The sequence below is a fragment of the Streptomyces capillispiralis genome, from assembly GCF_007829875.1.
In the GTDB taxonomy this organism is placed as follows: Bacteria; Actinomycetota; Actinomycetes; order Streptomycetales; family Streptomycetaceae; genus Streptomyces; species Streptomyces capillispiralis.
This window is the reverse complement of sequence record NZ_VIWV01000001.1, coordinates 4414588-4426760: the sequence shown is the minus strand read 5'-3', so window position 1 is coordinate 4426760 and position 12173 is coordinate 4414588. Positions and strand designations below refer to the sequence as shown.

Sequence of the window (12173 nt, the reverse complement as noted above, 5' to 3'; positions counted from 1 at the left end):
GGCGGTTACGCCTCGGGCCGTTCCGTGACGAAGGAACCCAGGCCCACCTCCGCACGGACCAACCCCTCCGCCTTCAGGTGGGCCAGCACCTTCTGGGCGGTCGACGCGGCGATCCCGAACTCGGCCGACAGCTCGACGACCGAGGGAACACGCGCGCCCACGGGATACGTACCGTCCGCGATGCGCTCGGTGACTGCGGCAGCCACCTGTCGCCAGACGGGCCGGGTGCGGTCGAGTTCGGGAGTCATGCGGTGGACGGTAAAACTCTGCGGTAGACCGCGCGACCGCAGTAGACTGCGGTAGACCGTGCCATGATGAACTCAAACCCCGGCGACGGATGCAGCCGTCCCGGGGCGTGGCCACCAGCCGAATCCCAACCGGAGCTGATGACATGACCGACCCTATCGGCCGCCTCGTCACCTGGGTGAGCGTGCTGCTCCGCCCCCGCGGGGCACACCGCCGTACCGGCGTCCCCCGCCCGTTGCCCTCACTCCCTCCCGCGGCGCCTGCGCCGCCCCGCCTCCCCTCCCCCCGCAGCCCTTACGGCCTCCACCCCCTCCTCGACGGAGCCGAGACGGTGGCCGTGCGGCCGTACGTCGGCGCCTGCTGGTTCCAGGGAAGGCGGGCGGCGTGAGGGAACCGGACGAACCGCGTCTGCTGCCCTGGACGGGGACCGGCAGCAAGCCCTGTTACCTGATCACCGACGACAACGGCGGCCCCGTGTCCCGGGTCGCCGACACCACCGAGGCCGTGCAGCTCGGGATGGGCCGTGACCTGCTCGCCCATGCCCGGGAACTCCTCCCGGGCGCACCGCGCGGCGAGCTCCGCCACCTCGCCGAGTGCCTCACCGACGCCCTCGCCGACGCGCTGCGGGTGGCGGAGAGCCGGGGACGGAGACTGGGGCGGCTCAATTGAGCGCCGAGAAGACACAAGGGCGGCGACTGCTCACTCTTCTTCTTCCAGAGCGGTCGCCAGCACCTCCGCCAGGTGCCGTCCCCGTACGCCCGCCAGCTGTTCCAGCTGCGTCCGGCAGGAGAAGCCGTCGGCGAGGACGACCGCGTCCTGCGGTGCCTGCCGTACCGACGGCAGGAGCCGGTCCTCGGCGCAGGCTGCCGAGACCTCGTAGTGGCCCTTCTCGAAGCCGAAGTTGCCGGCCAGGCCGCAGCAGCCGCCCGAGAGTTCCCCGGTGAGGCCCGCCGCCGCGCGCAGGCGGCGGTCGGGCGCGTCGCCGAGGACCGCGTGCTGGTGGCAGTGGGTCTGGCCGGTGACGGGGCGGTCGAGGGCCGGCGGGGTCCAGTCCGGGGCGTACCGCTCCAGGGTCTCCGCGAAGGTCAGGACCCGGGCGGCGAGCCGGGCCGCGCGCGGGTCGTCGTGCAGCAGCTCCGGGGCGTCCGTGCGCAGGGCCGCCGCGCAGCTCGGCTCCAGGACGACCAGCGGGGCATCGGTGGCCAGCACCGGTTCCAGCAGGTCCAGCGTGCGGCGGAGCACGGTGCGGGCGCGGTCCAGCTGGCCCGTCGAGATGTATGTCAGGCCGCAGCAGACCCGGCCCCTGCGGGCCGCCAGCAGCGACAGGGCCGAGCGTGAACGGGCGTCGCCCACCGGGCGGCGGCCCGGCCGCAGGGTCGGGGGCAGCGCCACCCGCAGCCCCACCGCCTCCAGCACGCGTACGGCCGCCCGGCCCACCGACGGCGACAGGTGTTCCGTGAACGTGTCCGGCCAGAGGACCACCAGCCGCCCGTCGCCCGTGGACACCCGCCGTCCCCGCCACCAGCGAGTGAACGTCTCCCCCGCCACCCGGGGGATCTCCCGCTCCCCCGCGATCCCGCCCAGCCGTTTCGCCACCCGGGCCAGCCGGCCGACGGAGGCGAGCCCGTTGACCACCCCTGCCGACCTGGTCCGCCCCACCCAGCCCAGCCACACCGGCAGCCACCCCATGGCGTAGTGGGCGGCCGGGCGGCGACGGCCCGCGTAGTGGTGGTGCAGGAACTCCGCCTTGTACGTGGCCATGTCGACGCCGACCGGGCAGTCCGAGCGGCAGCCCTTGCAGGACAGGCACAGGTCCAGCGCGTCCCGCACCTCCGTGGACCGCCAGCCGTCGGTGACCAGTTCACCGGCGAGCATCTCGTGCAGCAGGCGGGCGCGCCCGCGCGTGGAGTGCTCCTCCTCCCCCGTCGCCCTGTACGACGGGCACATCACGGCCGGCCCCGACACGGACGCCGTACGGCACTTGGCGACGCCCACGCAGCGACGCACCGCAGCCGAGAAGTCGCCGCCGTCGGCGGGGTAGCCGAAGGCCACGTCGACCGGTTCGCGCGGGAGGACGGAGAAGCGGAGGTTCGTGTCCAGGGGCGCAGGGCGGACCAGCATGCCCGGGTTGAGCAGGTCGTCCGGGTCCCAGACGGCCTTCACGCGTTCGAAGAGGGCGACCGTGTCCGCGCCGTACATGCGGGGCAGCAGTTCGGCGCGGGCCTGTCCGTCGCCGTGCTCCCCGGAGAGGGAACCGCCGTGCGCCACGACCACGTCGGCCAGTTCCTCCGAGAAGCGCCGGAAGCGGGCGATGCCCGGCCCGGTCAGCAGGTCGAAGTCGATGCGGACGTGGATGCAGCCGTCCCCGAAGTGCCCGTAAGGGGTGCCGCGCAGCCCGTGGGCGGCCAGCAGGCCCCGGAAGTCCCGCAGGTACGCGCCGAGCCGGGCGGGCGGCACCGCGCAGTCCTCCCAACCGGGCCACGCCTCCGTGCCGTCCGGCATCCTGGTCGCCGTCCCGCTCGCGTCCTCCCGGATCCGCCACAGCGCGCGCTGCCGGGCCGGGTCGGTGACCACCAGCGCGTCCACGACGTCCGCCGCGCGGACGATCGTCTCCGCACGCGCGCGTGCCTCCGCCTCCGTCCCGCCGCCGGTCTCCACGAACAGCCAGGCCCCGCCGCGCGGCAGGTCCGCGGCGGACGGCACCAGGTCCGCCGCCATACCCTCCACGGTCAGCGGGCCGTACGGCAGCAGTCCCGCCGCCGCCTCGGCAGCCCCGCCCTCCTCCGCGTACGCCAGGACGGCGAGCGCCCGCGCGCGGCGCCGGTACGAGACCGACGACCGCTTCCGTGAGCACGCCGAGGGTGCCCTCCGAGCCGCAGAGGAAGCGGGCGACGTCGGCGCCCTTCTCGGGCAGCAGGGCGTCCACGGCGTATCCGGAGATACGGCGGGGCAGGTCCGGGAAACCGGTGCGCAGACGGGCGAGTTCGCCGTCCACCAGCTCGCGCAGACCGCCCGGGGCGCCCGCCCAGCCCCGGCCCGGCCGCAGCCGTTCCCCGCGCGCGGTGAGCACCGACAGTTCCCGCACGCTGTCGGCCGTCGTCCCCCAGGCCACCGAGTGGGAACCGCAGGAGTTGTTGCCGATCATGCCGCCGAGGGTGCAGCGGCTGTGAGTGGAGGGGTCGGGGCCGAAGCGCAGGCCGTGCGGGGCGGCGGCCTCCTGGAGGCGGTCGAGGACCAGGCCGGGCTGGACGACGGCCGTGCGCGTATCGGGGTCCAGGGACAGCAGACGGTTCATGTGGCGGGTGAAGTCGAGCACGACGCCGGTGCCGGTCGCCTGCCCGGCGATGGACGTGCCGCCGCCGCGCGGGACCACGGGAACGCCGTGGTCCCGGCACACCGACAGGACCGCCGCCACGTCGTCGGCGTCCCGTGGCGCGACCACGCCGAGCGGCACCCGGCGGTAGTTGGAGGCGTCCATGGTGGTCAGCGCCCGCGCGGTCGTGCCGAAGTCGACGTCGCCGCGCACGGCCGCCCGCAGCCCGGCCCGCAGTTCCCGGAGATCCGTCATGACCTCAGGATGCCCGCGCCGCCACCGGCCCTTCCCTTCACCGCACGGAAAAAGGAATGAGAGGCGAAGGTGAAGGGCTTCGATATCGACGCACCGAAAAAGGTGAACATCGCTCAATATCGGCGCCGGGAAAAAACGAAAGCCCAGCCCCTCCCGAGTCGATCAGTGACTCACATATAGTGACCGCGACTTGCGCGTAGTTGTCGGCCCTCGCTCGCAAAGCGACCGGATCGGATGCGGCACCCCATGGACACAAGCGGGCCGGCCGTGCCGACGGCGGTGCACACCCGCGGACCCGACCGAGGACCCTGATCGATGACTTCTCCCCCGCTCCCCGGTGACCGCACCGCCGCCCCCCGCGGCCCGCTGACCGTGCCCCTGCTCACCGCGCTGCTCGCCGCACCCGCGGTCGCCGCCGCCGTGTTCCTCGGACCGGAGACCGCGCGCGGTGCGCTCGCGGTGACCGGGACGGTCTCCGCCCTGCTGCTGTGCGCGGCCGTCACGGTCGCCGACCGGGCCGTCGCGTCGTCGCGTGCCACGCGGGCCCGGCTGGACGCCGTCACACAGGACACCGCCCGGCTGCTCCAGGACCGCAACCGGCTGACCGAGGAACACGCCGCCGAGATCGCCCGGCTCACCGGGGAACACACCGCGGCGACCGACCGTCTGACGGAGGAGCACGCCGCCCGGACCGCCCTCCTCGACGCCCGGCTGCGCGAGGCCGAGAGCGCCCGCACCGCCGCGCTGTCCGCGACCGCCAACGCCGCCGGCCGGATGCAGGCCCTGGCCACCGGCATGCTCGCGGACCTGCGCGCCATGGAGGAGAAGCACCACGACGAGGAGGTCCTCGCCGACCTGCTCCACCTCGACCACCGCACCGCGCAGGCCGGCCGGCTCGCCGACTCCGTCGCCGTCCTGACCGGCGCCCGCTCCGGCCGCCGCTGGGCCCGGCCCATCGCCATGGAATCGATCCTGCGCGGCGCCATGGGGCGGATCGGCGGCTACCAGCGCGTCCGCGTCCACTCCGCCAGCGACACCGCCGTCACCGGGCACGCGGCCGAGGGCGTGATGCACGCGCTCGCCGAACTCCTCGACAACGCCGCGAACTTCTCGCCGCCGACCGCCGAGGTCCACGTCTACGTGGAGGAGGTCCCGGCCGGCGTCATCGTGTCCGTCGAGGACAGCGGACTCGTGATGAGCGAGGTCCAGCTGCGCCGCGCCGAACGCGCGGTCTCCGGCGAGTCCACCGACCTCGGCGGCCTCACCGGCACCCGGCTCGGTCTTGCCGTGGTCGGCCGACTGGCACGGCGGTACGGCCTCAAGGTCTCCTACCGTCCCTCGGCCCGCGGCGGCACGAGCGTGGTGATGCTCCTCCCGCAGGAGATCCTCGTGTCCGCGACATCGACATCGGCGACGGCGACGGCGACGGCGCACGAGTCCACCGGCAGCGCCCCGGCCGACACGGCACCCGCCACGACCGCCTCACGGACCGAACCCGCCACCCCGCCCGCGGCCCCGTCCGCAGCCCCTCCTGCCGCCCCGTCCGTGGCGGCGGCACCCGCCCGCGCCAAGGCCACCGGCCCCACCGCACCCCCCGCCCCGCCGGCCGAGCCGACGGCCGCGGGCCTCCCCCGCCGCCGCAGCAGCCGTACGAAGGCCGACCCGGCGCCCGCCGCCGACGGGACGGCGCCGGAGGCGGGCCACCTCACCGCACGGGACACCGCTCCGACGGCACCCGGAGCGACCGCACCCGACACCACCCGTCCCCGGCCCGGCACCCCTTCCGCTCCCCCGGCCGACCCCGACCCCGAGCACGCCCCGGCGCCGGCGCACGAGTCCCCGGAAGACGCGAGCGCCGAAGCGCCCGCGCTGGTGCTGCCCCGCCGCCGGCGCGGCCGGACCCTCGCCGACGCCGAGCGGACACGCTCCGCCGCCCGCACCGTCACCCCCCGGACGGCCCCCACCGCCGAGGAGACCCGGGCGCGCACGGCCCGCTTCAGCAGCTTCCGCCAGGCCCTCCGCCCCACGCCCGGCCCGGAGACCACGCCCGGCCCGGACGACGTGCCCGACGCGCACACCGGCCCCGAGACCACACCCCCCGCAGCCCCGTCCGTCCCCACGCCCCCGGAAGGCAACACCACCTCATGACCGGCACGACGACCGTCGACGAGAAGCTCACCTGGCTGATAGAAGGCCTGCTGGAGCGCACGCCGGGCGCGCGACACGCGCTCGTGCTCTCCCGCGACGGCCTGAAACTGTGCCGCACATCGGAACTGTCCGCCGACCGGGCCGACCAGCTGGCGGCGATCGCCGCCGGCATCCAGTCGCTGTCGCACGGCGCCTCGGTCGAGTTCGGCGACGGCAGCGGAGGCGTGCGGTCGTCGATGACCGAGTTCTACGGCGGCATCCTCTTCATCGTGGAGGCCGGCGAGGGCGCGCACCTGGCCGTCGTCACCACCGAGGACGCGGACGTCGGCCTCATCGGCCACAACATGAGCGAGCTGGTGGAACAGCTCGGCGAGCATCTGACCGCCCCGCCGCGCACCTCGTGAGCCGGCCCGGCAGGGACGACGCCCCGGACCGGCTCTACACCCTCACCCAGGGACGCAGCCGGTCCGGTCCCGACAACCCCTTCGACCTGGTGACCCTGGTCGTCGCCGAGTGCGCTCCGGCGACCGGCATGCAGTCCGAGCACGCGGCGATCCTGCGGATGACCGAACGCCCCACGGCGGTCGTGGAGATCGCGGCCGAGCTGAGACTGCCCGTGAGCATCACCCGGATCCTGCTCGCCGACCTCCTCGCGGCCGGCCGGGTCAGCGCCCGCCACCCCCACACGTCCGCCGTTTACGACCCCGACATCCTGGAGCAGGTGCTCGTTGGACTCCGCAACCTCTGAGACGCGCCCGCCGCTGCGTGCCTCCGCCGACAACGGGCTCAAAATCGTGATCGTGGGCGGCTTCGGCGCCGGCAAGACGACCATGGTCCGCTCCGTCAGCGAGATCCGTCCCCTCGACACCGAGGAGATGATGACCCGGGCGGGCGAGGACATCGACGACATCAGCGCGGTGCGCGGCAAGACCGCCACCACCGTCGCCTTCGACTTCGGCCGCATCTCCCTCGACGCGCGCAACGTGCTGTACCTGTTCGGCGCGCCCGGCCAGGAACGGTTCTGGTTCCTGTGGGACCGGCTGTTCTCCGGAGCGCTCGGCGCGGTCGTCCTCGTCGACACCCGCCGCATCGACGACTCCTGGTACTCCATCGACCGCCTGGAGAAGCACGGCACGCCGTTCGTCGTGGCCTGCAACGACTTCGGCGGCCCCGCCTTCACCACCGAGCAGGTCCGCGACGCCCTCGACCTCGACCCGCACGTGCCGCTGATCACCTGCGACGCGCGCTCCCGGGAGTCCAGCAAGCGGGTCCTGATCACCCTGGTGGAGCACATCCGGGCCCTGTACGCCGATCCCGCCCGAGCCCCCCGTCAGGAGCTGGTGTGAGCACCACCCCCACGTCCGCCCCGGTCCCCCTGAACGGGCCCCTGCTCCACAGCGACCCGGCCCGCGCGTACCGGGAGATGCGGCGCGAGCACGGCAGCGTGGTCCCGGTGCTGCTCGACGGCGACGTACCGGCCTGGCTGGTGCTCGGCTACCGCGAACTGCACCAGGTCACCGGCGACCCGGTGCGGTTCAGCCGCGACCCCGACCTGTGGAACCAGTGGGACGACATCCCCGAGGACTGGCCGCTGCGGGCGATGATCAGCCGGAAGCAGCCGTCGATCCTGCACACCGTCGGTGAACAGCACCACCGGCGCGCCACGATGCTGGTCAACGCGCTGGAGTCGGTGAACCCCTTCGAACTGCGGAGCCACACGGAGAAGTTCGCGGACGAGCTGATCGACGGCATCTGCCCGCGGGGCACCGCCGACATCGTCACCGAGTTCGCGATGCGCCTGCCGGTACGGGTGCTGGCCTGGCTGTTCGGATTCGACGACGAGGAGGGGCCGGGCCTGGTCACCGCCCTCAACGACATCGCCGACGGACGCGACCACGACCGCGGCGGTCAGATCCTGCTGCTGACGTCGATGACGCGGCTGGTGGCCGCCCGCCGGGCCGAGCCCGCCGACGACGTGGTGTCCCGGATGCTCGCCGACCCCGCCGGCTACACCGACGAGGAGGTCGTCCACGACCTGACGGTGATGCTGGGCGCCGGGCACCTGCCCACCGCCGACTGGATCGGCAACTCCCTGCGCCTGATGCTGACCGACAGCCGGTTCGCCGCGTCCCTGTTCGGCGGCCGCAACAGCGTCGCCGAGGCGATGAACGAGGTGCTGTGGGAGGACACGCCCAACCAGAACGTGGCCGGCCGCTGGGCCTCGCGCGACACCCGGCTCGGCGGTCGCCGGATCCGCGCCGGCGACCTGCTGCTGCTCGGCCTTCAGGGCGCCAACGCCGATCCGCAGGTGCGTACCGACGCCTCGGCGCTGACCGGCGGCAACCACGCCCACTTCTCCTTCGGACACGGGGAGCACCGCTGCCCGTTCCCGGCGCAGGAGATCGCCGAGGTCATCGCACGTACCGGCATCGAGATCGTCCTGGACCGGCTGCCGGACATCGACCTCGCGGTGCCGGCCGCGTCGCTGACCCGCAGGCCGTCGCCGTTCCTGCGCGGACTGTCCGCGCTTCCGGTCACCTTCACCCCCACCCCCGCCCTCGGGGGCACCCTCGGGTGAGCACCGGCGGTGGGCGGGCCCTCCCCGGGGTGCGTCCACCGTCCGTCTCAGCGGCCGGACGACGTTTCGCCCGGGTTTCACTCAGCCGCTAGGCTCCCGTCGTGGCTGAGATCCGGATTCCTGCTGACATCAAGCCCGCCGACGGTCGTTTCGGTGCGGGCCCCTCCAAGGTGCGGACGGAAGCGCTGGACGCGCTGGCCGCGACCGGTACGTCCCTGATGGGCACGTCCCACCGCCAGGCCCCGGTGAAGAACCTGGTCGGCAAGGTGCGCGAGGGCATCCGCGAGCTGTTCCAGCTCCCCGACGGCTACGAGGTCGTCCTCGGCAACGGCGGCTCCACCGCGTTCTGGGACGTCGCGACCCACGGCCTGATCGAGAACAAGTCGCAGCACCTCAGCTTCGGCGAGTTCAGCTCCAAGTTCGCCAAGGCCGCCAAGCTCGCGCCCTGGCTGGCCGAGCCCACCGTCATCTCCGCCGACCCGGGCACGCACCCCGAGGCCGCGGCGGAGGCGGGCGTGGACGTCTACGCGTTCACCCACAACGAGACCTCCACCGGCGTCGCCATGCCGATCAAGCGCGTCGCCGGCGCCGACGAGGGCGCGCTGGTCCTGGTGGACGCCACGTCCGGCGCGGGCGGCCTGCCGGTCGACATCGCCGAGACGGACGTCTACTACTTCGCCCCGCAGAAGTCCTTCGCCTCCGACGGCGGCCTGTGGATCGGCGTGTTCTCCCCGGCCGCGATCGAGCGCGCCGAGCGGATCCACGCGTCCGGCCGCCACGTCCCGGAGTTCTTCTCGCTCCCGACGGCGATCGACAACTCCCGCAAGAACCAGACGTACAACACCCCGGCGCTCGCCACGCTGTTCCTGCTGAACGAGCAGCTGGAGTGGATGAACGGCCAGGGCGGCCTGGACTTCACCACCGGCCGCACGGCGCAGTCCGCGCGCGCCCTGTACGGCTGGGCGGAGGACGTGAAGTTCGCGAGCCCCTTCGTCACCGACCCGGCGAAGCGGTCCCAGGTCATCGGCACCATCGACTTCACCGACGAGGTGGACGCCGCCGCCGTCGCCAAGGTGCTGCGCGCCAACGGCATCGTCGACACCGAGCCGTACCGCAAGCTCGGCCGCAACCAGCTCCGCGTCGCGATGTTCCCGGCGATCGACCCGGCGGACGTCGAGGCCCTGACCCAGTGCGTCGACTACGTGATCGACCACCTCTGACCGGCCCGCACCAGCACGAAGGGCGCCCGGCGGCGATCCACCGGGCGCCCTTTCACGTACCTGCCGCCTACGCGAACTGCCGGACGAACGCCCGCCAGCTGTCACGGGAGACGGTGAGCAAGGGCCCATCCTGCTGCTTACTGTCACGGACGGCCCGGCCGGCAACCGCCGTTTCGGCGACCTCGACGCAGTTGCTCTCCGCCTGGGAGTAGGACGACTTCCTGAAGGGGCCTATAACCTCGGTCACGATGTGTCTTCCTTCAATCTCCGCAGTACGCCCCGGATGAGCTGAAGGCTCGCCTCCGGCGCCAGTGCCGACGAGCGTAGTAGGTCGTACATATTGGCGTAAGCGGTGAGGACCTCCGGACCCTCGAGGACCGAGGTCCCTCTCAGGTTCTCCAGCGTCACCGCCTCCACGGCCGGCTCGGAGTCAAAGCTGAAGGTGGAGAACGCAGAGGTCACCGCCCCGAGTACGCCTGCGCTGAACGGCAGCACCTGCACGGTGACGTTCCCCCGCTGGGCGATCTCCAGCAGCGCGGCAAGTTGTTCCCGGTGCACCTCGGTACTCACCAACGGGTGTGCCACGACCGGCTCCCAGAGGATGGCGGAGTACATCGACCCGCCCTCCTCGATCTTCGCCTGCCGCCCCTGCCGGACCTTCAGCAGTGGGGCGATGCGATCCGGGGCGATGTACGTGGGGCTCCCCCTGGTGATCGCTTCCGTGTAGGCCGGGATTTGCAGGAGTCCCGGGACGAGTACAGGCTGCCACTCCCGGATGTACGTCGCGTCGTCCTCCAGCGCGATGTGGTCGAGGTAGTCCGGGCGCAGATGCGCCGCGTGCTCCAGCCACCAGCCTCGTCGCTTGGACTGCTTGGCCAACGCCTCCAGCTTCTGGCGCACTTCGTCGTCTTCCACGCCGTACGCCTTCAGCAAGGCCCGGATCTCGATGGGGCGAGCGATGACGTGCCCGGTCTCGATACGACTGACCCGAGTCTGATGCGCCGCGATCACCTCGGCTGCCCGCGGCTGGTCGTACTCGGCTGCCACGCGGTAGCGCCTGAGCGCGGCGCCAAGTCGCCGGCTGCGTACGGTCGGTCGTCCACCAGTGGGCATCGCGTCCCCCCTTCGACGCATCACTGTAGAGCAAGGTACATACTGCACATATGTGCGACAGCATGCATGCGACCTTTTTTATTGCGGACTTCTCTTTTGCGACCCTAATCTCGAAAACGGCTCTTACAGAGCACACATGACAGGTCGTCAGGAGGTACGGCACCCGCATGCCCGCAACCGAAACCTTCCGCATCCCCAAGCACAGAAGGCATGTGCCGGCCGCCCGCCAGTACGTACGCAAGGCCCTCGCGGACTGGGGCGTCACCGACGAACTCGCCGACGCGGTCACCCTGTCGGCGAACGAACTCGTCACCAACGCCGTGACGCACTGCCGCGTCTCCTTCGCACACGTGATGGTCTCCCTCACGCTGTGCGGACCGGAACTGGTACTGGAGGTCGCCGACCCCGACCGGAACCGGCTCCCCCGCCTCCACGCCCCCGGCCCGGACGAGGAGGGCGGGCGAGGGCTCGCGCTCGTGGCGGCGTTGGCCGACGACTGGGGCCACCGGCAGGAGCCGTACGCGAAACACGTGTGGGCCCGGTTCAGGCTCACCGGCGCATCGGAGGGGGCCCGTGTTCCGGACGGTTCGTGACACGCTCGCCCGCCTGCTCGCCCGGCAACGCCCCGGCCCCGTCGCGGACGACCCAGCCCAGGAGGTCCGCGCACCGGACCCGTACGCCCGGCGGCTGCCGAACCCGCACGACGCCCGCTGGCGCCGCTGGTCCAAGCGGTGCCGTGCGGCGGGCCGCTACCTGCCCTTCCCGGCCGAGGAACCGTGCTGGCACGTCCCGCGCCGTCCGCAGTCCCCCACCTGGGACACCGGCGACGACGTGGTCCGGCCGTACGTCCTCAGACCTTGACGCTCCGACGGACCCGCGCGATCACCTGCTGGGCGTCGGGGCCGTAGACGGCCGACTCGGCGAGGGTGTCCCAGACGCGCTGGTAGAGAGCGATCGTTTCGGCGTCGTCCAGCCAGAGTTCGGCGTGCCAGTCCTCAAGGACGACCAGGCGACCGTCGAGCATGCAGAAGGAGTTCGCCGGAGGAAGGCGGAGCGGACTGGTCAACGGGACGATCCCGAGGTGGACCGTATCCATCCCCACCAGGCCGAGCAGCCGGTCCAGTTGCGCCACCAGGACGTCCGGGGGACAGAGCCGAGCCCACAGGGCCCCCTCCCACATGAGCAGCTTCAGAGGAGGACCGACAGGATCGGGAAGCCCAGCTGCCAGGCGATGTTGACGGGAGGCCGTACGGGCGCTGGTGGCCGACGGCCACGGGATGACGCACCGGCGGTCCGGGCG

13 protein-coding genes and 1 pseudogene are annotated in these 12173 nt (G+C 72.7%); 9 read left to right on the top strand and 5 right to left on the bottom strand.

Translation table 11 applies throughout. The features are described from left to right. Window positions 1–5 precede the first annotated feature (5 nt). Window positions 6–248 (bottom strand): GntR family transcriptional regulator, encoded by a 243-nt coding sequence (locus FHX78_RS19210; RefSeq protein WP_145868651.1) that lies wholly within the window; start codon window positions 246–248, stop codon window positions 6–8. Window positions 249–630: 382 nt separating this feature from the next. On the opposite strand from FHX78_RS19210, the gene FHX78_RS19200 reads away from it, so the two are divergent. Then, window positions 631–915, top strand: coding sequence for a hypothetical protein (locus FHX78_RS19200; protein WP_308439670.1), 285 nt, complete (start codon window positions 631–633; stop codon window positions 913–915). Between the two features lie 30 nt (window positions 916–945). On the opposite strand, the pseudogene FHX78_RS19195 reads toward FHX78_RS19200, so the two are convergent. Further along, window positions 946–3814 (bottom strand): annotated as a pseudogene (locus FHX78_RS19195) (FAD-binding and (Fe-S)-binding domain-containing protein). A 315-nt stretch (window positions 3815–4129) separates the two neighbouring features. On the opposite strand from FHX78_RS19195, the gene FHX78_RS19190 reads away from it, so the two are divergent. The 6 genes from FHX78_RS19190 (at window position 4130) to serC (ending at window position 9760) form a co-directional block, all read left to right on the top strand. Then, window positions 4130–5962, top strand: coding sequence for a sensor histidine kinase (locus tag FHX78_RS19190; RefSeq protein WP_145868648.1), 1833 nt, complete (start codon window positions 4130–4132; stop codon window positions 5960–5962). Then, the gene (locus FHX78_RS19185; protein WP_145868647.1) at window positions 5959–6366 is read left to right on the top strand and encodes a roadblock/LC7 domain-containing protein; all 408 of its coding nucleotides are present in this window, start codon (window positions 5959–5961) and stop codon (window positions 6364–6366) included. The genes FHX78_RS19190 and FHX78_RS19185 overlap by 4 nt, the downstream gene beginning before the upstream one ends. After that, entirely contained in the window at window positions 6363–6710 is a 348-nt protein-coding gene (locus FHX78_RS19180; protein ID WP_145868646.1) for a DUF742 domain-containing protein, read from the top strand. Before FHX78_RS19185 ends, FHX78_RS19180 begins: the two co-directional genes overlap by 4 nt. Further along, window positions 6691–7308: a GTP-binding protein gene (locus FHX78_RS19175; RefSeq protein WP_189908545.1), complete on the top strand. Its 618-nt coding sequence runs from the start codon at window positions 6691–6693 to the stop codon at window positions 7306–7308. Before FHX78_RS19180 ends, FHX78_RS19175 begins: the two co-directional genes overlap by 20 nt. Next, entirely contained in the window at window positions 7305–8540 is a 1236-nt protein-coding gene (locus FHX78_RS19170) for a cytochrome P450 (RefSeq protein WP_145868645.1), read from the top strand. Before FHX78_RS19175 ends, FHX78_RS19170 begins: the two co-directional genes overlap by 4 nt. 101 nt (window positions 8541–8641) lie before the next feature. Next, window positions 8642–9760, top strand: coding sequence for a phosphoserine transaminase (gene serC / locus FHX78_RS19165; RefSeq protein ID WP_145868644.1), 1119 nt, complete (start codon window positions 8642–8644; stop codon window positions 9758–9760). Between the two features lie 67 nt (window positions 9761–9827). On the opposite strand, the gene FHX78_RS19160 is transcribed toward serC, so the two are convergent. Together FHX78_RS19160 and FHX78_RS19155 are read right to left on the bottom strand one after the other, a co-directional pair. Beyond that, window positions 9828–10007, bottom strand: a complete 180-nt coding sequence (locus FHX78_RS19160; RefSeq protein WP_145868643.1) for a DUF397 domain-containing protein — start codon at window positions 10005–10007, stop codon at window positions 9828–9830. Further along, window positions 10004–10873 (bottom strand): helix-turn-helix domain-containing protein, encoded by an 870-nt coding sequence (locus FHX78_RS19155; protein WP_145868642.1) that lies wholly within the window; start codon window positions 10871–10873, stop codon window positions 10004–10006. Before FHX78_RS19155 ends, FHX78_RS19160 begins: the two co-directional genes overlap by 4 nt. Before the next feature lie 167 nt (window positions 10874–11040). Between FHX78_RS19155 and FHX78_RS19150 the strand changes: the two genes are divergently transcribed. Continuing rightward, entirely contained in the window at window positions 11041–11466 is a 426-nt protein-coding gene (locus FHX78_RS19150; protein WP_145868641.1) for an ATP-binding protein, read from the top strand. Next, window positions 11447–11734: a hypothetical protein gene (locus FHX78_RS19145; protein WP_145868640.1), complete on the top strand. Its 288-nt coding sequence runs from the start codon at window positions 11447–11449 to the stop codon at window positions 11732–11734. Before FHX78_RS19150 ends, FHX78_RS19145 begins: the two co-directional genes overlap by 20 nt. Here the strand turns inward: FHX78_RS19145 and FHX78_RS19140 are convergent. After that, window positions 11724–12152 (bottom strand): Scr1 family TA system antitoxin-like transcriptional regulator, encoded by a 429-nt coding sequence (locus tag FHX78_RS19140; protein WP_268257187.1) that lies wholly within the window; start codon window positions 12150–12152, stop codon window positions 11724–11726. The genes FHX78_RS19145 and FHX78_RS19140 overlap by 11 nt on opposite strands. Between the last annotated feature and the right edge of the window lie 21 nt (window positions 12153–12173).

What these genes read in the sequence shown, in the direction of transcription:
- FHX78_RS19210 (WP_145868651.1), bottom strand. Translation starts at nt 248, where the DNA reads ATGACTCCCGAACTCGACCGCACCCGGCCCGTCTGGCGACAGGTGGCT.
- FHX78_RS19190 (WP_145868648.1), top strand. Translation starts at nt 4,130, where the DNA reads ATGACTTCTCCCCCGCTCCCCGGTGACCGCACCGCCGCCCCCCGCGGC.
- FHX78_RS19185 (WP_145868647.1), top strand. Translation starts at nt 5,959, where the DNA reads ATGACCGGCACGACGACCGTCGACGAGAAGCTCACCTGGCTGATAGAA.
- FHX78_RS19155 (WP_145868642.1), bottom strand. Translation starts at nt 10,873, where the DNA reads ATGCCCACTGGTGGACGACCGACCGTACGCAGCCGGCGACTTGGCGCC.
- FHX78_RS19150 (WP_145868641.1), top strand. Translation starts at nt 11,041, where the DNA reads ATGCCCGCAACCGAAACCTTCCGCATCCCCAAGCACAGAAGGCATGTG.